Raw genomic sequence first — 20,864 nt, 5'->3', positions numbered from 1 at the left:
CACCGCAGGCCGGTCACCCCGCACGGAGAGGAGATCGCGGCACAACCGTAAGCGTCAGAACGCCATCGAAGGAGCCGCAAGATGACAGCAAGCGCACCACGTCGCACACGGACGAAGGCGATGAAGGCGGCCGTCCTGGCCGCCGCCCTGGCCCTCGCCGGTACGGGCACCGCCCACGGCGCGGCAAGCGGAGGCCACGGCGGAGGAGGCCACGGCGGACACGGCCGCACCGTCCGCCCGGAGTCCGCGGCCGCCGACTCAGCCCGCGTATGGATCACCACGGCGGACGGCACCAGCAAGCTCAGGGACGCCGGCAGCACACCGTTCACGGGCGGTCAGCAGTCGGCGAACGTGGCGATCAACCCGTCCGCCACCGGGCAGCGGTTCACCGGGGCGGGCGCCTCGGTCACCGAGGCCTCCGCCCATCTCATCCAGCAGCTTCCCTCCGCGACAAGAAGCTCCCTGCTCACCTCGCTGTTCTCGCGCACCGGGGACGGCATCGGGCTGAACTACCTGCGTCAGCCGCTCGGCAGCAGCGACTTCAACGCCGACCCCGGCTTCGCCACGTACGAGGACACCAAGGGTTCCTTCTCGATCGCCCGGGACAAGAAGGAGACCATCCCGGTCATCAAGCAGGCCCTGTCGGTCAACTCCTCGATCCGCTTCATGGGCACCCCCTGGTCGGCGCCCGCCTGGATGAAGACGAGCAAGGACCTCAAGGGCGGCAAGCTCGACCCTGCCCACTACCAGGACTACGCCGACTACCTCGTCAAGGCGATCAAGGCGTACGGCGCCGAGGGAATCAAGCTGACCGACCTCAGCGTCCAGAACGAGCCCGAGTTCCAGACGACGTACCCCTCGATGGGCATGACCTCGGGCGAACAGGCCGATTTCCTGAAGGTCTTCGACAAGACCCTCACCGCCAACGGCCTGGGCACCAACCTGCTCGCCTACGACCACAACTGGGACCACCCGAACTATCCGCTCGACGTGTTCAGCAAGACGTCTGGCATGTCCCGGCTGATCGGCGCGGCCTTCCACTGCTACGGCGGCTCGCCGGAGGGACAGCAGCAGATCCGTGACGCCGGCAAGCGGGTGTTCTTCACCGAGTGCTCCGGCACGGACTCGGCGAACACCGCCGACACCTTCAAGGACACCCTGAAGTGGCACGCCGAGAACCTGGTCGTGCGGAACATGCGCGCGGGCGGCGAGACGGTCGTCAACTGGAACCTCGCCCTCGACCAGAACGGTGGCCCGCACCAGGGCAACTGCGGCACCCGCTGCAACGGTGTCGTCGAGATCGCCGGCAGCACCGTCAAGCGCAACGCCGAGTACTACACCCTCGGCCACCTCACGAAGTTCGTGGACGTGGGCGCGACCCGCATCGGCTCCACCACGGCCGGCACCGTCCAGAACGTCGCCTTCCAGAACCCGGACGGCGAACGCGTCGTGTACGCCGTCAACACCGGCTCGTCCGCGCAGAAGTTCTCGATCACGGACGGGGGCCGCTCGCTGACGTACACCCTGCCCGCGGGCGCGGTGGCGACCTTCACCTGGCAGCCCTGAGTTCCCTGCACCCGGCGGCCCTAGGCTCCCCGCGCACCTGGCAGCCCTGAGCTTCCTGCACCCGGCGGCCCTAGGCTCCCTGCGCACCCGGCAGCCCTGAGCTTCCTGCACCCGGCGGCCCTAGGCTCCCCGCGCACCTGGCAGCCCTGAGCTTCCTGGCGGAGCCCGTCCGTCCGGTGGCCGTCCGGCATCGGTGTACCACCGCGGTGCCCCGGTGCCGGACGGGCGGGCCCCGCCCCCACTCACTCATCCCACTCGTCGCCCGCGTCCCTCCATAGGAGTGTCATGTTCCGTGCTTCGTCAGCTCTCATCCTCGCGGCCGCGCTCACCTGCACGGCGGGTGTCGCGGTCGCGGGCACGCAGGAATCCCCGGCGTCCCAGGCTCACGCGCCCGCCCGGGCGGGATGGCACACCGCATGGGCCAACCCGCCGCACAGCCTGGCCCCGGACCCGTTGCGCGACCAGTCCGTCCGCATGATCAGCCACCTCAGCCAGGGCGGGGACGCGCTGCGCATCCGTGTGCAGAACACTCTCGGCAGGACTCCGCTCGTCATCGACGCGGCCTCCGTCGCCCCGAGCGACGGCAAGAGCGCCGCGCTGGAGGGCAAGCCCAGGGCGGTCCGGTTCCACGGCAAGAGCGGCATCGCCGTGCCGGCGGGCGGCGAGGCGTGGAGCGACCCGGTCTCCCTGCGGTCGGAAGCGGGCGATGATGTGGCCGTTTCGCTGTCGGTGGCAGGCGAGGCGAGCGCAAGCCGCCACGACTCCGCGTTCCGCACCAACTACCTGTCCGCGCCGGGCTCCGGCGACCGGACCTCGGACGCGGGTCCGGACGCGTACACCGAGAAGGTCGAGTCCACCTACCTCGTCAGCGCGGTCGACGTACGCAACAAGGACCTGAAGGGCACCCTTGTCGCCTACGGCAGCTCGGTCGTGGACGGCACCGGCAGCACCAACTGCGGCACCGGCTGCACCGAGTTGGGCAACAACCAGCGATGGACGGACATCCTGGCGCGACGCATCCACAAGGAGCTGCCCGCCAACCGCCAGTTCGCCGTCGCCAACGCCGGCATCATCGGCACCACCAGTTACGCCGACTGCCCCGGAACCGCACCGTACTTCCAGGGATTCGACTCGCTCGCCCGCCTGGAGCGTGACGTGCTCTCCCTGAACGGGGTCAGCGGTGTCCTCTTCTACTACGGCACCAACGACCTCGCGGCCGGCTGTGACGCAGACCAGGTGATCGCGAGCTACCGGGAGACCTTCAAGCGCCTGCACAAGGCCGGGGTCAAGGTGTACGTCACCCCGATCACCCCGCGCCCCGGCTACAGCGACACCGCCAACCGGGCACGGCACGCCGTGGCGGAGTTCGTGCGCAAGGGCGGTGACTGCTCCGGCACGTGCGACGGTGTTCTGGACTTCGACCAGGTGCTGAAGGACCCGCTGAAGCCGAACAGCATCAATCCCGCCTACGACACCGGCGACGGAGTGCACGTGAACGTCGCGGGACAGCGGGCTCTCGCCGACTTTGTCGGGCTGCCCATGGTGACCGGCTCGGCAAGGCACTGACACCCGGCCGTCCTTCCGCCGGCGCGGACCTCGTGTGTGTGGCGGGGAGAGTCGCGACGTCCCTTTCGGGGTGGTGCCGGCTCCACCCCGCTTTCAGGTGGTACCTCCACTGATCTTCGGGCCGGATTCGGACATCGTTGTGGATGTCGATCCGCCCGAACGAACAAGGGGATTCCGATGCCTGGTACCCACACCTCGAAGCTGCGCGGCAGGCTACTGCTCCTTGCCGCGGCGGGCCTGATCAGCACCACCACCCTGACCAGCGCGGCCGTGGCGAACCCCGCCCACGACCGCCCCCTCCAGGAAAGCCTCGACTCCCTGGTGAAGCAGGAGAAGTTCCCGGCCGCACTCGCCTGGACGAGCAAGGGCGGCCGGGAAACCTCGCTGGTCGCCGGCTCCTCCCGCCTGGGCAAACACGACCCGGTCCCGCACGACGCCCAGGTCCGGGCGGGCAGCAACACGAAGAGCTTCACCGCCGTCGTCGTCCTCCAGCTCGTGGCCGAGGGCAGGGTGGACCTGGACGCGCCCATCGAGAAGTACCTGCCGAACGTGGTTCGCGGCCCCGGCATCGACGCCGAGAAGATCACCGTCCGCAACCTGCTGCAACACACCAGCGGCCTGCCCAACTACACCGAGCACATCGGACTCGAGGAGTTCGACAAGGTCCAGCACAAGTTCTTCCACCCGAGCGATCTGCTCGCCGCGGCGCTCGCCCACCCCGCGAAGTTCGCCCCCGGCACCAAGTGGGAGTACAGCAACACCAACTATCTTCTCGCGGGCATGCTGATCGAGAAGATCACCGAACGCCCGGTGCAGGAGCAGATCACCCGGCGCGTCATCGAGAAGGCGGGGCTGGATCACACCTACTGGCCCCAGCCTGGCGACCAGACGATCCGCAGCCCGCACCCGAGCGGATACGCCATCGGCAACCCGAAGACCGGCAAGGTCGTCGACGCGACCGAGATGGACCCGTCCTGGGGCGGAGCCGCCGGCCAGCTGATATCGACGCCGAGCGACCTCGCGAAGTTCGCCCGCGCACTGCTCGACGGGAAGCTGCTTCCGGCCAGGCAGCTGGCCGAGATGCGCAAGACGGTCGACGCTCCGCTACTCCCGGGGTGGCGGTACGGGCTCGGCGTGTTCAGCGTCCCGCTGAGCTGCGGCGGCAGGTACTGGGGTCACGGCGGTGACATCGACGGGTTCGAGACCCGCGGCGGAGCCACGGACGACGGCCGTTCCGTCGGCCTCGCCGTCACCGCCCTGCCGGGAACCTTCGGCGGCGACCCCGAGAAGTCGGCCAAGGCGGTCATGTCCGCCGTGGACACCGCGTTCTGCGAGTAGTGGACACCGCGTGCTGCGAGTAGGGGCCCGCCCGCCACCTCGGGCGCGACCTCCGCGGAGGGTTTGAGCAGCAGGCGTCCGCCGGACCGGCGGTAGGGAGCGAAAGTTCGGCGGGCAAGCGTTCATCTTTGAACATTGGTCGAGCCCGGTCCGTAGAAGTTGGAATGAAGCGGATGCGTCGACCCGTTAACGGGTAAAAGTGGCGACATGGAGTATGGACGAGAATCGAGGTGTAACCCTCAGCGTGCCGCTTGCCCGAAGTTCTGATGTCTCCCCTGCGGCCCGTCCGTGCAGGTACAGCGTTGAAGCCCAGGACGGGGGGAAAGACACAAGTAGCCCCCAAGGTAGCCTCAGAGACGGTTATTGTGACGTCTTCGCAGGTGACAGTGCTGTAGCGACTCTCCCGGGGGTTTTGATGTTTGCAGCCCTGAGTGAACACGACATCGCTCCCCGCACGGCCGCGGCGCGAGGCGGTACGGTGGGGCGTGAAGGATGCGGCTACGCGGTCCGAGGAGGGAGCCACCGATGATTCTGCTCCGTCGCCTGCTTGGTGACGTGCTGCGTCGGCAGCGCCAGCGCCAGGGCCGTACTCTGCGCGAAGTCTCCTCGTCCGCCCGAGTCTCACTCGGCTATCTCTCCGAGGTGGAGCGGGGGCAGAAGGAGGCGTCCTCCGAGCTGCTCTCCGCGATCTGCGACGCGCTGGACGTACGGATGTCCGAGCTCATGCGGGAAGTGAGCGACGAACTCGCTCTCGCCGAGCTGGCCCAGTCGGCTGCGGCCACCGAACCGGTGCCCGCACCGGTGCGTCGCCCGATGCTCAATTCCGTATCGGTGACCGGTGTGCCACCGGAACGGGTCACGATCAAGGCGCCTGCCGAGGCGGTCGACGTCGTCGCCGCCTGACGCTCACGGATTTCGAAGGTCCCTGAGCGGTCACACGCACATGGAAGCCCCGGCCGGGGCGTCTCCAGGAAGACCTGGAGGAGCCTGGCCGGGGCTTTCGCGTCCCCCGGACACGGACAGTGACGTTCGGTATGCGTCCATTTGCCGGGGTTCGGTGCGCCCTTCATGGTGGAGGGACGGGGCGAGGCCGACCGCCGGACCCGTGGTGAATCGGAGGATGCGGATGTACGTCGTGAAGAGCCCCCTGTCCGACGCGGACCTGAAGACCGTCGCCGAGGCGTTGCAGGGCGCCCTGGTCGACCTGGTGGACCTCTCCCTCGTGGCGAAGCAGGTGCACTGGAACGTCGTGGGGCCCCGCTTCCGCTCCGTCCACCTCCAGCTCGACGAGGTCGTGGACACCGCGCGCCTGCACTCCGACACCGTCGCCGAGCGCGCCGCGACCCTGGGCGTCCCGCCGGACGGGCGGGCCGCGACCGTGGCCACGAGCAGCGGCATCGGGGTGACCCCCGACGGCTGGATCAAGGACGAGGACGCGGTGGCCACCCTCGTGGAGGCGCTCGCCGCGGTGATCACCCGGATGCGGGAACGCGTGGACTCCACCGGCGAACCGGACCCCGTGAGCCAGGACATCTTCATCGCCATCACGGCGGACCTGGAGAAGCACCACTGGATGTTCCAGGCGGAGAACGGCTGACGGCCGACCGCGTCGATGGCCCGGGTGCCGGGCCGGAGGAGGGTGCCATGGCGGGGCGAATAGTGCGCCGGGGGGCCGCCGTGGCGCTGGGCGCGGTGTGGTGGTGCAGCGTGCTCCGGCTCGCCTTCGTGCCGGGCGCGGGGGTGCTGGAGGGGACGATCGCGGCGGGCGGCTGGGGGCTGAGCCTGCTCCCGGTCCACTGTGTGCCGAAGTCCCGCGCGGCCGGCGCCGTGGGCTCCGACCGCTGGTGGGCGTACTGGCGGGAGGCCTGGCGCCGCCGGGGAAGCGGCCAGGGGAACGGGGAGGGGCCCGGAGCGGCTCCGGGGGTGGGGTAGCGGGGCGGCGAGGTCGGCGGGCCTTCGGTGCGGGGCCGGGCGTTGGCGAGGCCGCCGGGCGTCTGCGTGTGAGGCGGGCTGTGGGTGGGGTGCGGCGTGCGCTACCAGGGCATCGCGACGCCGCCGTTGGGGCGGAGGATCTGGCCCGTGGTGAACGCCGAGGCGTCCGAGGCCAGGTGCAGTACGGCGTGGGCGATGTCCTCGGGCTCCCCGACCCGGCCCAGTGGTGACAGCCGGGCCATGAACGCCTCGGTGTGCGCCTGCTTCTCGCCGTGCCGGTCGGTCATGGGCGTACGGACCCAGCCGGGCGCGACCGCGTTGACACGTATCCCGTGCGGTCCGACCTCCGTGGCGAGCGTCTTGGTGAGCTGCACGACGGCCGCCTTCGAGACGCTGTAGCAGAACAGGCCCGGCCCTCCGGTGTCGATCGCGCCCGATGCCATCGTGACGATGCTGCCCCGCACCCCCTTCGCGATCATGACCTGCGCCGCCTCCTGGCAGGCGTGCAGCACGCCTCTGAAGTTGACGCTCAGCACCCGGTCGAGATCCTCGTCACTCGTCTCCAGTACGGGGCTGCTGTGCATGATCCCGGCGACGGCGGCCAGGACGTCGACGCGCTCGCACGAGGTGACCGCCTGCCGTACCTGGGCGCGGTCGGTGACGTCGATGTGGTGCGTGTGGGCCGTGCCGCCCTGGTCCTTGATCAGGGTCGCCGTCTCGTGCAGGCCCTGCCCGTCGCGGTCCGCGCAGTGCACGGCGGCGCCCGCCTGCGCGAGCAGCACCGCGGAGGCGCGGCCGATACCGCTCGCCGCGCCGGTGACGAAGGCGGTGCGTCCGGTGAGGTCGTACGCGACGGGGGCCATGAAGCGACGGTACGAGCGTTTCTGACGGGTCGTCAATTGGCTGTGCGGGGTTGATGTACGGCTCGGCGCGCGCCCGGCGCGGGGGTGGGACCCGTCTGACAGCGGGGACACCAGTACGTGGGGCGCTCGCGGGACCCGTCGCCCTGGTCGGCGACACGGATCGGCGTCCCGCAGCGCAGACAGGGCCGGGGGGCTCGGCCGTACACGAACAGGTGCTGGTCGCGGAGGCCCGTGGTGACGCGGGCCGGGCGGTCGCGGTTGAACTCCAGCAACTTCTTGGCGAGGCCGGGCAGTTGGGCGGCCAGGCCTGCGGGCAGGGCGCCGACGGGGAGCCAGGGGGTGACACCGAGCAGGAAGCACAGCTCGCTCTTGTAGACGTTGCCGATCCCGGCGAGATTCCGCTGGTCGAGGAGGGCCTCGCCGAGGGCGCGGTCGGGATCGCGCAGAAGGTTCTCCAATGCCTTGTCCGGGTCCCAGTCGGGGCCCAGGAGATCGGGGCCGAGATGACCGACCGCGCGCTCCTCCTCGCTGGTGCGCAGGAGTTCCAGTACGGGCAGGCGGTACCCCACGGCGGTGCGGTCCTCGGTGCCGAGGATGGCCCGGATCTGGTGCGCCGGGCCGCCGCTCCAGCGCCGGCCGGGCTCGAAGACCTTCCAGGAGCCGTCCATCCGCAGATGCGAGTGCAGGGTCAGGCCGCCCTCGATCCGGGTGAGCAGGTGCTTGCCGCGCGGGGTGACGTCCAGGACGGTACGGCCGGTGAGGTCCGCTGTGGCATAGCGCGGCACCCTCAGATCGGACCGGGTCAGCACTTTCCCCGCGAGGGCCAGACGCAACCGCCTCGCGGCCTGCCAGACGGTGTCTCCTTCGGGCATGGGTCCAGGGTGGCATGGGTGGGGGCGGAGTGGAGTGGAGTGGTGTGGGGTGGAGTGGAGTGGACTGTGGGGTGTGCGGGGGGTGTGGTGGGTCCGGGGGTGTGGGTGGCAGGTCCGTCCGTAGGCGCTCAGCTTGTGTCGGGGCGGTGAAGGGGCGCGGGCTGGGAGTGCCCGGCTGCGGTGGGGGGCGGTGAGGGGCGCGTGGGCGCGCCCGCCCGCGATGGTGGGGGCGGCCCCCGGCCGTGGACGCGGCCGCGTAGGGCGGGGACTGGGCAGCTCCGTAGGCCGGCCTTCGGGATCCAGCAGTTCGGGATTCAGCCGTTCGGGAGCCGGCCCTCGGGGCGGGGCGCGGAGCCGTGGACCCGGCTGCGTGATGTGGGGAGCGCTGCCGGGCCCCGAGGCGCGGCCCGGGAGAGGCGGGGCGGGGTCAGGCTCGGAGGCGCAGCCCGCGTGGGGTGGCGATGAAGCCCGATCCTTCCAGGAGGGTGCCGAGCGGTGAGGTCAGGGCCGACGCTCCGTTGACGCGCTCGACCGTGACCGTGCCGAGGGAGCCCGCGCGGGCGGACGCCGCGAGGGCCTCGGCGGCGGCGCGCAGACGGGGGTCCTCGCCCACCGGGCCGTCCGGATCGGCGGGCCAGGCCAGCAGGGTCTTGCCGCCGCGCTCCATGTACAGGGTCAGCTCGCCGTCCACCAGGACCACCAGGGAGCCCGCCTTGCGGCCCGGCTTGTGGCCCGCCTCGGTCGGGGACTCCGGCCAGGGCAGCGCCGCGCCATAGGCGTTCGCCGGGTCGGCGGCGGCCAGGACGACCGCCGGGGAGGTGTCCTGGGTACGGGAGCGGGCACCGGCCGGGAAGCCGCCGTGCGGGAAACCCTGGCGGGCGGGACCGGCGGGGCTGTTTCCGTACGGGGAGCCGTTGTGCCGGGACGAGGGGGGTGCGCTGAAGGCGGGGTCGTGACCCTCGGTGCCGTGGCCGTCGGTGTCGGGGGTGCCGAAGTCGGGGGTGCCGAAGTGGGGAGCGTCGAAGGGGGGATCGTCGCCGTCCCCGTCGGGGTCCGGCGGGCCGGCGGTGTCCCAGAGGCCGCCGGTGCCCGGCAGGCCGGAGATGTCCGGGAACCCGGGGAGATCGGGGGAGCCGGGAAGGTCCGTCGGGTAGTGACCGGTTCCCCGTCCGGGCGGCAGGGCGTGGTCGTCGGGGAAACCGTGCGCGCCGGGGGAGTCGTCCGGGAAGCCGGGGCCGCCCGGGGACATGAGGCCGGACGAGGTGTCGCCCCGGTCCCGGGCGTTGGCCGCGGCCCGCAGCCGGTCCACCGCGCCGTCCATGGCGAACTGGGCGGCGCCGAGGCCTTCGACCACATAGCCCCGGCGGGCCTGGCCGCTGTCCTCGAAGGCGGACAGGATGCGGTAGACCGCGGAGAAGCCGCCCTCCACGCCCTCCGCCGCGACGGCGCCCCGGGTCACCACGCCGTGCCGGTCGAGCAGGGTGCGGGCCAAGGCGTGAGCGCGCACGGTGGGGTCGGGCTCGCGCTCGGGCAGGAGCGACCAGCGGCCCGCCACGGTCGGCGGGCCCGTACGGGACTGGGGGCGGGCGCCGCCCGTCAGGGCGCCGTACCGCCCGCGGGGGATCGAGCGCTTGGCGCGGTGGGCGGTCGAGCCGGCGGTGCGGCCCGAGCCGAGCAGGGAGCGCATCGGGGCCAGGGTGTCGTTGGTGAGGCGCCCGGACCAGGCCAGGTCCCAGAGGGCGTCCGCGAGCTGGGGGTCGGTGGCGTCGGGGTGGGTGGTGGCGCGGACCTGGTCGGCGATCTGGCGGAAGAAGAGGCCGTATCCGCCGGTGAGGGTGTCGAGGACCGACTGGTGCAGGGCCGTCAGCTCCAGGGGGTGCGCGGCCGGGAGCAGCAGGGGCGCGGCGTCGGCGAGGTAGAGCGAGACCCAGCCGTCCTTGCCCGGCAGCGAACCCGCCCCGGCCCAGACCACCTCTCCGGCGGCCGTCAGCTCGTCGAGCAGTGCCGGCGTGTAACCGGCGACGCGGGACGGCAGGACCAGCTTCTCCAGCGCGGACGCCGGCACGGACGCGCCCTGCAACTGCTCGACGGCACGCACCAGACCGTCGATGCCACGCAGCCCGTGCCCGCTGCCGACGTGCTGCCACTGGGGGAGGAACTGGGCGAGCGCGGCGGGCGGCACCGGCTCCAGCTCGTGGCGCAGCGCGGCGAGGGAACGGCGCCGCAGCCTGCGCAGGACCGCCGCGTCGCACCACTCCTGGCCGATGCCCGCCGGATGGAACTCGCCCTGCACGACCCGCCCGGCGGCGGCCAGCCGGTGCAGCGCCCCGTCCGTGACCGCCGTCCCGAGACCGAAGCGGGCGGCGGCCGTCGTGGACGTGAACGGTCCGTGGGTGCGGGCGAACCGGGCGAGGAGGTCGCCGAGCGGGTCCTTCACCGGTTCCGTGAAGGCCTCCGGGACGCCGACCGGCAGGGCCGTGCCGAGCGCGTCCCGCAGGCGGCCGGCGTCCTCGATCGCCGCCCAGTGGTCGGCCCCGGCGATCCGGACCCGGATGGCGCGGCGCGCGGACGCCAGCTCCTGGGCCCAGTGCGGCTCGGCGCCCCGCTCGGCCAGCTCGGCGTCCGTGAGCGGCCCCAGCACGCGCAGCAGGTCGGCGACGCCCTCCACGTCCTTGACGCGCCGGTCCTCGGTGAGCCACTGCAGCTCGCTCTCCAGCTCGGCCAGCACATCGGCGTCGAGCAGCTCCCGCAGCTCCGCCTGGCCGAGCAGCTCGGCCAGCAGGCGCGAGTCCAGCGACAGCGCGGCGGCCCGCCGCTCGGCGAGCGGCGAGTCACCCTCGTACAGGAACTGGGCCACGTAGCCGAACAGGAGCGAGCGGGCGAACGGGGAGGGCTCGGGGGTGGTGACCTCGACGAGGCGGACCTTGCGGGACTCGATGTCGCCCATCAGCTCCGTGAGACCCGGGACGTCGAAGACGTCCTGGAGGCATTCGCGGACCGCTTCGAGGACGATCGGGAAGGAGCCGAACTCGCTCGCCACCTGGAGCAGTTGGGCGGCACGCTGCCGCTGCTGCCACAGCGGGGTGCGCTTGCCGGGGTTGCGGCGCGGCAGCAGCAGGGCGCGGGCGGCGCACTCGCGGAAGCGGGCGGCGAACAGGGCCGAGCTGCCGACCTGGTCCGTGACGATCTGGTTGACCTCGCCCTTGTCGAAGGCGACGTCCGCGGCGCCGACCGGTGCCTGGTCCGCGTCGTACTCGGTGCCCGGCTTCGTGGGGGCCTGGTCGAGCAGGTCCATGCCCATCAGGTCGGCGTCGGGCAGCCGCAGCACGATGCCGTCGTCGGCATGCATCACCTGGGCGTCCATGCCGTAGCGCTCGGACAGTTTCGCGCCCAGGGCGAGCGCCCAGGGGGCGTGCACCTGGGCGCCGAACGGGGAGTGCACGACGACGCGCCAGTCGCCCAGCTCGTCGCGGAAGCGCTCGACGACGATGGTGCGGTCGTCGGGCACGTGACCGCAGGCCTCGCGCTGTTCGGTCAGGTAGGCCAGGACATTGTCGGCGGCCCAGGCGTCGAGGCCCGCCGCGAGGAGGCGGAGCCGGGCGTCGTCCTGGGGGAGGGAGCCGACCTCGCGGAGGAACGCGCCCACGGCACGCCCCAGTTCGAGGGGCCGGCCGAGCTGGTCGCCCTTCCAGAACGGCAGCCTGCCGGGGACGCCGGGGGCCGGGGAGACGAGGACCCGGTCCCGGGTGATGTCCTCGATGCGCCAGGAACTCGTGCCGAGGGTGAACACGTCGCCCACCCGGGACTCGTAGACCATCTCCTCGTCCAGCTCGCCGACCCGGCCGCCGCCCTTCTTGGGGTCGGCTCCCGCGAGGAAGACCCCGAAGAGCCCCCGGTCGGGGATCGTGCCCCCGGAGGTGACGGCGAGGCGCTGGGCGCCGGGCCGGCCCGTGACCGTGCCCGCGACGCGGTCCCAGACGACGCGGGGCCGCAGCTCCGCGAAGGCGTCCGAGGGGTAGCGGCCCGCGAGCATGTCGAGCACGGCGGTGAACGCCGACTCGGGGAGCGAGGCGAAGGGGGCCGCGCGGCGGACGGTGGTGAGCAGGTCGTCGACCTGCCAGGTGTCGAGCGCCGTCATGGCGACGAGCTGCTGTGCCAGGACGTCCAAGGGGTTGGCGGGAATCCGCAGGGACTCGATGGAGCCCGTGCGCATCCGCTCGGTGACCACGGCCGCCTGCACCAGGTCCCCCCGGTACTTCGGGAACACGACGCCCGTGGAGACCGCGCCGACCTGGTGGCCCGCGCGGCCCACGCGCTGGAGCCCCGAGGCCACCGAAGGCGGGGACTCGACCTGGATGACCAGGTCGACCGCCCCCATGTCGATGCCCAGTTCGAGACTGGAGGTGGCGACGACGGCGGGCAGCCGGCCGGCCTTCAGGTCCTCCTCGACCTGCGCCCGCTGCTCCTTGGACACCGAACCGTGGTGCGCCCGCGCGATGACGGCCGGAGCGCCCTGGGCCGCGCCCGAGCCGCCCATCAGCTCGGCCGGCGAATGCGCCTCGTCCAGGGGCTCGCCGGTCGCCCGCTCGTAGGCGATCTCGTTCAGCCGGTTGCACAGGCGCTCCGCGAGGCGCCGGGAGTTGGCGAACACGATCGTGGACCGGTGGGACTGGACGAGGTCGGTGATCCGCTCCTCGACGTGCGGCCAGATGGAGGGCTTCTCCGCGCCCTCCTTGCCGTCGGCGGCCGGGGAGCCGCCCAGCTCGCCCAGATCCTCCACCGGGACGACGACCGAGAGGTCGAACTCCTTGCCGGAGGGCGGCTGGACGATCTCCACCTTGCGCTGCGGGGAGAGATACCGCGCGACCTCGTCCACCGGGCGCACGGTCGCCGACAGGCCGATCCGCCGGGCCGGCTTGGGCAGCAGGTCGTCCAGGCGCTCCAGGGTCAGCGCGAGATGGGCGCCGCGCTTGGTGCCCGCGACCGCGTGGACCTCGTCCAGGATCACCGTCTCGACGCCCGTCAGCGCGTCGCGGGTGGCCGACGTCAGCATCAGGAACAGCGACTCGGGGGTGGTGATCAGGATGTCCGGGGGGCGGGTCGCGAGCGCCCTGCGCTCGGCCGGCGGGGTGTCCCCGGAGCGGATACCGACCTTCACCTCGGGCTCCGGCAGCCCGAGCCGCACCGACTCCTGCCGGATACCGGTCAGCGGGCTGCGCAGATTCCGCTCCACGTCGACCGCGAGCGCCTTGAGCGGTGACACGTACAGCACGCGGCAGCGCTTCCTGGGGTCCGCCGGCGGGGGCGTCGACGCCAGTTGGTCGAGCGCGGCGAGGAACGCGGCCAGCGTCTTGCCGGAGCCGGTCGGGGCCACGACCAGCACGTCCGAGCCCGCGCCGATGGCCTGCCACGCCCCGGCCTGGGCCGCGGTGGGCGCGGAGAACGCCCCCGTGAACCAGCCGCGGGTCGCGGGGGAGAAGCCGTCGAGGGCTCGATGTGCGGAGCTGACCATGCGTCCATCCTGCACCCGCACACTGACAATCGCCCTGACCTGCGCGGATACGGCCACAGGGCGCGGTGGCCGGCCGGCCACCGCGAGGGGCGGGAGCCGGTTGTGGTGGAGGGGGCGCGGTGGATGGGGCGCCGGGTTCGGGAGCGGGCTGCGGTGGCGGTCGGGGCGCCCGGGAATGGGCCGCGACGGACGGCCGCGTTGCTCGGCAGCGGGGTGCGAGGGGACGGGCGCGGGCCTCGCGGCGCGGGTGGCGGAGAATGAGGACGTGACAGGTTCGGGGCAGGAGCGGGCACGGCACTGGCAGTACGCGGAGCTGCCCGGTGTCGATCTCCTGCGAGCCCGGTACGTCGAGAAGATCTTCGTACGGCACACCCACGAGAACTTCGTGATCGCCGCCATCGACGAGGGTGTGGAGGTCTTCCACCACGGCGGCGCCGACCAGTACGCCGGTCCCGGCGCGCTCGCCCTCGTCAACCCCGACACCCCGCACACCGGACGCGCCGGGGTCCCCGAGGGCTGGCGCTACGGGGCCGTGTACCCCTCGCCGGAACTCGTCGCGGAGATCGCCGCCGAGACCACCACCCTGCGCGGCGCCCCCGGCTTCACCCGCCCCGTCCTCGACGACCCCTACGCGGCCGGCCTGGTCCACCAGGTGCTCCGCGCCGCCGACGAGGGCAACGCGCTGGCCGCCGACACCCTGCTGCGGGTCGCCGTCACCCGGCTGCTGCGCCTGAACGGCGGGCCCCTGCCCCAGCGGGCCGTGCGGACCGCGGGCGCCCGGCTCGCGGCACGCGCGCGTGCCGTGCTGGACGAGCGGATGGCCGAGCCGCCGACGCTGGAGCGGCTCGCGGCCGACCTCGGCACCAGCTCGTTCGCCCTGTTGCGCGCGTTCCGGGACGCCTACGGGATGCCGCCGCACACCTGGCTGACCGACGCCCGGGTGCGCCGGGCACGTCATCTTCTGGACGCCGGTTCCGCCCCCGCCGAGGCGGCCGTCGCCGTCGGCTTCACCGACCAGCCGCACCTCAACCGACACTTCACCCGGATCGTGGGCGTGCCCCCGGGCGCCTACCAGCGGGAGCGCAAGAACGTACAAGACGCGGCGGGGCGGCTCCTCCTACCGTCCGACACGTGGCAGAACAGACAGCTCTCGCGGACCCTCACAGTGAAGAAGGCGGAAAACCCGACGCCGCCGTCGTCCGCGACGCACTCGGAGTCGGGACCGCCGTCGGACTGTCCGGTTTCGCCTTCGGGGTGACCTCGGCCGGCAGCGGCCTCAGCCTGCCGCAGACCTGCGCGCTCAGCCTCCTGGTGTTCACCGGGGCCTCGCAGTTCGCCCTGGTGGGCGCGCTCGCGGCCGGCGGCAACCCGCTCACCGCGGCCGCCGGCGCCTTCTTCCTGGGAGTGCGCAACGCGTTCTACGGACTGCGCCTGTCGCAGCTCCTCGCCCTCCCGCGCGCGGTGCGCCCGTTCGCCGCGCACTGGGTGATCGACGAGACCACGGCCGTCGCGCTCGCCCAGCCAACCCGCCGGGGCGTCCGGCTCGGCTTCACGGTCACCGGTCTGACGCTGTACCTCCTGTGGAACCTCACCACGCTGGTCGGCGCGGTCGGCGCCGAGGCCATCGGGGACACCGACGCGTGGGGCCTGGACGCCGCCGGGCCCGCCGTGTTCCTGGCCCTGCTGGCACCCATGCTGAAGTCCGCCACGGAACGCGCGGTCGCGGGCATCGCGGTCCTGCTGGGGCTCGGTCTGCTGCCCGTGCTGCCCGCCGGAGTACCCGTCCTGGTGGCCGCGCTCGCCGCGCCCGCCGTGCTCTACGTGACCGGGCGCCGCCCCGCGCGGACCGGCGGCGACACGCCCAGCGGTAAGCCCGGCGGCACGGCGGCGACCCCGGCGCCGACTCGCGCCGAGGCACCGACCGGCGTCCCGGAGGGGGCACCCGAGGACATATCGCACGACACACCGCACCACACACCGCACGGCACATCGCACGACGACGTACCGCACGACGCATCTGGGGAAGACCGTTGAACATCTGGATCGCCATCGGAGCCACCGCCGTCGGCTGCTACGTCGTCAAGCTGATCGGCCTCCTGATCCCCGCCGGGGTGCTGGAGCGGCCCCTCGTGCAGCGACTCGCCGCCCTGTTGCCCGTCGCGCTCCTGGCCGCCCTCACGGCGCAGCAGACCCTGGCGGACGGGCGGGTCCTGGTCGTGGACGCGAAGGCCGCCGGGCTCGCCGCGGCGGCCGTGGCGCTGATCCTGCGTGCCCCCTTCCTGCTGGTGATCGCCGCTGCCGTGGTGGTGACGGCCGGGGTCCGCGCGATCGCGGGCTGACCGTCCCGCCGGGCCGGCCTCCTCAGCCGAGCGCTCTGCCATGCGCCCGAAGGGTGCGCAGCGCCTCGATCGTCACCAGGGGACGGCTCTCCAGGGCGGTGCCCGGCGCCCACTGACGCCAGCGGACCGGCCAGCCGCCGTCCTCCTGCTGCTCGCCCGCGAGATGGTCGAGGGAGCGCGCCATCTCCTCGTCGGTGAACCACCCGCGCGCGAGCGAACCCGGAGTGCTCGCGTAGTCGTGCGGGAAGTGGTGCTCACCCTCCGCGTAGCCGGGCGCCACGGGGAAGGCCGCCGGGTCACCGGGGTCGAGGACGACGAGCCGGTCCTCGCGGACGAGACGGCCGAGCCGGTCGGCGCAGGCCTCCGCACGCGGGCGGTCGGCCGCCGAGTCGAGGAAGGCGACCGCCGCCTGGATCTCGTACGGATGGGACCGCTCCAGGGAGTCGACCGCCTGCCAGCAGAAGTCGGTGGCCCGGAACAGCCAGGCGTGCCACACCTCGTTGCGGTGCAGCAGACCCACCACCGGACCGGTGGCGAGGAGTTCGCTCGGCGGGTCGTCCACGATCGGCAGGAACGGCGCCGCCGGGTAGCCGCGCTGGCTGGGATGGATCGCCGGCAGCGCGCCGTCCGCTGTCGACACCGAGGTCAGATAGCGGCACACGCGTTCGACCCGCTGCCCGCCGCAGCGCCCGATCGAGTCGAGGACCCGCAGCGCGTGCCCGGTGTGCAGCGGCTGGCTGACCGGACCGCGCAGATCGGGTTCGAGCGCGTGACCGTACCCCTCGTCGTCGTTGCGGTACGCCGCCAGCGCGGTCTCCACCGGGTCGGCGCCACCGCCGAGGAAGTGGTACGCGAAGCGCCGCTGTTCCAGCACGCGCGCGGTGAGCCAGATGAAGTGCTCGGCGCGCGCGAGCGGGGAACGCGCCGGGGGCGTCTGGGGGAGTGGGGAAGCTCCTGTTTCGGCCATGCTTCAGACCGTAGGGCGCGAAGCGGTCCCGGCATGCGGTACCGGCTCGGGCCCACCCTCAGGGGCGGGATACTGGAGTCATGCGGTTGACGGTCTTTTGGCAGCGAATGGCTGATCACTTCGGCGCGGCATACGCCGACACCTTCGCGCGCGATCACGTGATGACGGAACTCGGCGGGCGCACCGTCAACGAGGCGCTGGACGCGGGCTGGGAGGCCAAGGACGTCTGGCGCGTGGTGTGCGCGTCGATGGACGTTCCGTACGAAAAGCACTGACAGGGACCCGAAAAGCACCTGGTCGGAACCGGGGCTCGTCTCTGACGGGCATCGAACAGGGGGGATCGGGACCGATTGTCGGTGGCGTGGGCGAGACTTGCTCCGTGGCCCCGACAGACGACGACACGCAGGTCGACCAGCAGGCATCCCCGTCCGGCACGACACCCCCCGACCCGCCCGGAGAGGGCGTCGTCGCACAAGGTGCCCGTATGCCGCGCTGGCTGCCGCGAGCCATGGTGCTCGCGCTGGCGCTCGTCGCCTCGTTCCAGTTGGGCAGTTGGGCGTTCCACCAGCTCACGGGCCTGTTGATCAACATCTTGATCTCGTTCTTCCTGGCCCTCGCCATCGAACCGGCGGTGAGCTGGATGGCCGCGCGGGGCATGCGCAGGGGGCTGGCCGCGTTCCTCGTCTTCCTCGGCTCGCTGATCCTGATCGCCGGGTTCGTCACACTCCTCGGCTCGATGCTCGCGGGGCAGATCATCAAGATGGTCGAGGGCTTCCCGGACTACCTCGACTCCGTCATCAACTGGATCAACACCCACTTCCACACCGACCTGAGACGGGTCGACATCCAGGACAGCCTGCTCCACTCCGCCTGGCTGCGGAAGTACGTGCAGAACAGCGCCACCGGCGTCTTGGACGTCTCCGGGCAGGTCCTGGGCGGTCTCTTCCAGCTGCTGACGATCGCGCTGTTCTCGTTCTACTTCGCCGCCGACGGACCGCGGCTGCGGCGCGCGCTCTGCTCGGTGCTGCCGCCCGCCCGGCAGGCCGAGGTGCTGCGCGCCTGGGAGATCGCCGTCGACAAGACCGGCGGCTACCTCTACTCGCGCGGCCTGATGGCGCTGATCTCGGGAGTGGCGCACTACATCCTGCTGGAGGCGCTCGGCGTGCCCTACGCGCCCGTGCTCGGCGTCTGGGTCGGTGTGATCTCCCAGTTCATCCCGACCATCGGCACCTATCTCGCGGGCGCCCTGCCGATGCTGATCGCCTTCACCGTCGACCCCTGGTACGCGCTGTGGGTGCTCGTCTTCGTCGTGATCTACCAGCAGTTCGAGAACTACATGCTGCAGCCCAAGCTGACCTCCAAGTCGGTGGACATCCACCCGGCGGTCGCCTTCGGGTCCGTCATCGCGGGCACCGCGCTTCTCGGAGCCGTCGGCGCCCTGATCGCCATCCCCGCCGTGGCCACGCTCCAGGCGTTCCTCGGGGCCTATGTGAAGCGGTACGAGGTCATGGACGACCCGCGCGTCCACGGCCACCGCACGCGCGGCTCGGAGGGGATCGTCGCGCGCGTGCGGCGACTCCTCGACCGGTGACGTTCACCTCTCACCAGGTGAGCACCGCCTCGACGCCGGCGGCGAGGACGGCGGCGGCGTAGCAGCCGACCGCCCCCGACAGGACGCGGTCCCGGGTCCGTTCGCTCCAGTCGGTGCGGGACAGCAGCCAGGCCAGCGCGGGCAGTACCAGGACGGCGTGCAGGCTGACCCCGTGCAGCGGCTTGAGCGAAGCCGTCGAGTGGTAGGCGGCCCGCTGGTGGCCGGTGCGGGTGAGGACGACCCCGCGCGCGATCATCGCGGCCCCGGAGGCCAGCGCGACGAGCAGGATCGCGAACCCGGAGCGCAGGGCGAGCGGCATGCCCCGGGGACCGGCGGGCCGGTTCCGGAACGACGCGACCGCGAACAGGGTCAGCACCACGACCAGGACGGCGCCGCCCGCCGCGAGCGTCATGGACACCGCCGTGTCGAAGCCGGTCTCCATGTCGAGATGTGAGGGCACCCGGCGCCACGCCTGGAGGGTGATCCCGCCGACCTCCACCACACAGTCCGCCGCGAACACGACGAGCAGCGCGGCACGCGGCCGTGCCCCCACGCGCAGGTACGACGTGACCCAGGTGACCGCGATCAGCGTCAGCCCGAAGGAGAGCCCGAAGGTGACGGGCTTGCGCCAGGACACCGGGCCGTCCCAGGGACCCCCGTCGACGGCGAGGACCAGCAGATGCGCGCATCCCGACAGCACGAGCAGGGCGCCCGTGGCGTGGCAGAGCCGCTCGGCCGGACGGAGCGGGAGCCTCGGCGGGGTCAGGGGGCGGGCCCTCGTCGTTTCCATGGCGCACAGCGTGCCCGGCGGACCGGGCGGACGTCGTCGTACTCCCGAAGGCGCCGGGGCTACGCCCTCGGGAGTAGCCCCGGCGCCTTTCTGTTCCGTTCTGTCCTTCTGTTCTGTCGGGCGGGTGGCGAGCCCCCGGCCGGAGAGAAACCGGAAATCCGGGGCGTTGTCGGACCGTGAACGTAGTCTCGGAGGTGCCGCGTGGTGCGCTTGACACGAAAATCGAACATCCATTCTTATGGAAGTTCCGGCGGAGCCCTCGACGGGGATTTCGGCAGGGTTTTCGTGGAGATGTGCCCGAGTTATCCACAGGCCGGACGGGCGTCGGGGCGCATTGTCAGTGGCAGGCGTTAGCGTCTTTGACGTGAAGCGATCGACTCAAGCAAACCGGGTGGAACCCATGGCAGGAACCGACCGCGAGAAGGCGCTCGACGCCGCGCTCGCGCAGATTGAACGGCAGTTCGGCAAGGGCGCTGTCATGCGCCTGGGCGAGCGGCCGAATGAGCCCATCGAGGTCATCCCCACCGGGTCGACCGCGCTCGACGTCGCCCTCGGCGTCGGCGGGCTCCCGCGCGGCCGCGTGGTCGAGGTCTACGGCCCGGAGTCCTCCGGTAAGACGACCCTGACGCTGCACGCCGTGGCGAACGCGCAGAAGGCCGGCGGCCAGGTGGCGTTCGTCGACGCCGAGCACGCCCTCGACCCCGAGTACGCGAAGAAGCTCGGCGTCGACATCGACAACCTCATCCTGTCCCAGCCGGACAACGGCGAGCAGGCCCTGGAGATCGTGGACATGCTGGTCCGCTCCGGCGCGCTCGACCTCATCGTCATCGACTCCGTCGCCGCCCTGGTGCCGCGCGCGGAGATCGAGGGCGAGATGGGCGACTCGCACGTGGGTCTCCAGGCCCGTCTGATGAGCCAGGCCCTGCGGAAGATCACCAGCGCGCTCAACCAGTCGAAGACCACCGCGATCTTCATCAACCAGCTCCGCGAGAAGATCGGCGTGATGTTCGGCTCCCCAGAGACCACCACCGGTGGCCGGGCGCTGAAGTTCTACGCCTCGGTGCGACTCGACATCCGCCGCATCGAGACGCTCAAGGACGGCACCGACGCGGTCGGCAACCGTACGCGCGTCAAGGTCGTCAAGAACAAGGTCGCGCCGCCCTTCAAGCAGGCCGAGTTCGACATCCTCTACGGGCAGGGCATCAGCCGCGAGGGCGGCCTGATCGACATGGGCGTGGAGAACGGCTTCGTCCGCAAGGCCGGCGCCTGGTACACGTACGAGGGCGACCAGCTCGGCCAGGGCAAGGAGAACGCCCGTAACTTCCTGAAGGACAACCCCGACCTCGCCAACGAGATCGAGAAGAAGATCAAGGAGAAGCTGGGCGTCGGTGTGAAGCCCGAGCAGCCCACCGCCGAGCCCGGCACGGACGCCGCTGTCTCGGCCGCACCGGACGACACCGCGAAGGCGGTTCCGGCGCCGGCGGCCAAGGCCACCAAGTCCAAGGCCGCGGCGGCCAAGGGCTAGCCC

The 20,864-nt window shown here is 72.1% G+C and carries 15 protein-coding genes and 2 pseudogenes; 12 read left to right on the top strand and 5 right to left on the bottom strand.

Going from position 1 to position 20,864, the window contains the following annotated elements; all coding sequences use genetic code 11:
* Window positions 1–81: 81 nt before the first annotated feature.
* From AB0912_RS04955 to AB0912_RS04930, 6 genes and pseudogenes are all read left to right on the top strand, one after another.
* A pseudogene (locus AB0912_RS04955) lies at window positions 82–1,557 on the top strand (glycoside hydrolase family 30 beta sandwich domain-containing protein); the annotation flags it as partial.
* Window positions 1,558–1,851: 294 nt separating this feature from the next.
* Window positions 1,852–3,132, top strand: a complete 1,281-nt coding sequence (locus AB0912_RS04950; protein WP_366696521.1) for a GDSL-type esterase/lipase family protein — start codon at window positions 1,852–1,854, stop codon at window positions 3,130–3,132.
* 177 nt (window positions 3,133–3,309) lie between these two features.
* Window positions 3,310–4,470, top strand: coding sequence for a serine hydrolase domain-containing protein (locus tag AB0912_RS04945; RefSeq protein ID WP_366696520.1), 1,161 nt, complete (start codon window positions 3,310–3,312; stop codon window positions 4,468–4,470).
* Between the two features lie 525 nt (window positions 4,471–4,995).
* Window positions 4,996–5,373 carry a helix-turn-helix transcriptional regulator gene (locus tag AB0912_RS04940; protein WP_037620346.1) on the top strand — a complete coding sequence of 126 codons (378 nt, stop codon included), beginning with the start codon at window positions 4,996–4,998 and terminating at the stop codon, window positions 5,371–5,373.
* Window positions 5,374–5,596: 223 nt separating this feature from the next.
* Entirely contained in the window at window positions 5,597–6,067 is a 471-nt protein-coding gene (locus tag AB0912_RS04935) for a DNA starvation/stationary phase protection protein (RefSeq protein ID WP_366696519.1), read from the top strand.
* 47 nt (window positions 6,068–6,114) lie between these two features.
* Complete coding sequence (locus AB0912_RS04930; RefSeq protein WP_366696518.1) at window positions 6,115–6,402, top strand: hypothetical protein; 288 nt, start codon at window positions 6,115–6,117, stop codon at window positions 6,400–6,402.
* A gap of 101 nt (window positions 6,403–6,503) precedes the next feature.
* Here the strand turns inward: AB0912_RS04930 and AB0912_RS04925 are convergent, their stop codons facing one another.
* From AB0912_RS04925 to AB0912_RS04915, 3 genes are all read right to left on the bottom strand, one after another.
* Window positions 6,504–7,265 (bottom strand): SDR family NAD(P)-dependent oxidoreductase, encoded by a 762-nt coding sequence (locus tag AB0912_RS04925; RefSeq protein WP_366696517.1) that lies wholly within the window; start codon window positions 7,263–7,265, stop codon window positions 6,504–6,506.
* A 32-nt stretch (window positions 7,266–7,297) separates the two neighbouring features.
* Window positions 7,298–8,137 carry a DNA-formamidopyrimidine glycosylase family protein gene (locus AB0912_RS04920; RefSeq protein ID WP_366696516.1) on the bottom strand — a complete coding sequence of 280 codons (840 nt, stop codon included), beginning with the start codon at window positions 8,135–8,137 and terminating at the stop codon, window positions 7,298–7,300.
* 427 nt (window positions 8,138–8,564) lie between these two features.
* Window positions 8,565–13,649, bottom strand: a complete 5,085-nt coding sequence (locus AB0912_RS04915; RefSeq protein ID WP_366696515.1) for an ATP-dependent helicase — start codon at window positions 13,647–13,649, stop codon at window positions 8,565–8,567.
* Here AB0912_RS04915 and AB0912_RS04910 point away from each other — a divergent pair.
* The 3 genes and pseudogenes from AB0912_RS04910 to AB0912_RS04900 all read left to right on the top strand — a co-directional run.
* Window positions 13,537–14,667, top strand: a pseudogene (locus tag AB0912_RS04910) (AraC family transcriptional regulator); the annotation flags it as partial. The gene AB0912_RS04915 and the pseudogene AB0912_RS04910 overlap by 113 nt on opposite strands.
* Window positions 14,668–14,780: 113 nt before the next feature.
* A complete protein-coding gene (locus tag AB0912_RS04905; protein ID WP_366696514.1) occupies window positions 14,781–15,683 on the top strand; it encodes an AzlC family ABC transporter permease in 903 nt (300 codons plus the stop codon).
* On the top strand, window positions 15,680–15,988 hold the full coding sequence (locus AB0912_RS04900; protein ID WP_366696513.1) for an AzlD domain-containing protein: 309 nt from the start codon (window positions 15,680–15,682) through the stop codon (window positions 15,986–15,988). Before AB0912_RS04905 ends, AB0912_RS04900 begins: the two co-directional genes overlap by 4 nt.
* A 22-nt stretch (window positions 15,989–16,010) precedes the next feature.
* Here AB0912_RS04900 and AB0912_RS04895 read toward each other — a convergent pair whose 3' ends face one another.
* Window positions 16,011–16,955: a hypothetical protein gene (locus AB0912_RS04895; protein WP_366696512.1), complete on the bottom strand. Its 945-nt coding sequence runs from the start codon at window positions 16,953–16,955 to the stop codon at window positions 16,011–16,013.
* A gap of 80 nt (window positions 16,956–17,035) precedes the next feature.
* Here AB0912_RS04895 and AB0912_RS04890 point away from each other — a divergent pair, with 80 nt between their 5' ends.
* The gene (locus AB0912_RS04890; RefSeq protein ID WP_366696511.1) at window positions 17,036–17,230 is read left to right on the top strand and encodes a DUF3046 domain-containing protein; all 195 of its coding nucleotides are present in this window, start codon (window positions 17,036–17,038) and stop codon (window positions 17,228–17,230) included.
* A 104-nt stretch (window positions 17,231–17,334) separates the two neighbouring features.
* The gene (locus AB0912_RS04885; RefSeq protein ID WP_366696510.1) at window positions 17,335–18,546 is read left to right on the top strand and encodes an AI-2E family transporter; all 1,212 of its coding nucleotides are present in this window, start codon (window positions 17,335–17,337) and stop codon (window positions 18,544–18,546) included.
* 10 nt (window positions 18,547–18,556) lie between these two features.
* Here AB0912_RS04885 and AB0912_RS04880 read toward each other — a convergent pair whose 3' ends face one another.
* Window positions 18,557–19,336, bottom strand: coding sequence for a hypothetical protein (locus AB0912_RS04880; protein WP_366696509.1), 780 nt, complete (start codon window positions 19,334–19,336; stop codon window positions 18,557–18,559).
* A gap of 400 nt (window positions 19,337–19,736) precedes the next feature.
* Here AB0912_RS04880 and recA point away from each other — a divergent pair, with 400 nt between their 5' ends.
* Window positions 19,737–20,861, top strand: a complete 1,125-nt coding sequence (gene recA, locus AB0912_RS04875) for a recombinase RecA (protein ID WP_366696508.1) — start codon at window positions 19,737–19,739, stop codon at window positions 20,859–20,861.
* Window positions 20,862–20,864 lie beyond the last annotated feature (3 nt).

This window comes from Streptomyces sp. NPDC007084 (assembly GCF_040703595.1).
Lineage (GTDB): Bacteria > Actinomycetota > Actinomycetes > Streptomycetales > Streptomycetaceae > Streptomyces.
Note: the sequence above shows the minus strand (reverse complement) of the source record. Positions and strands in the feature narration are given on the sequence as shown.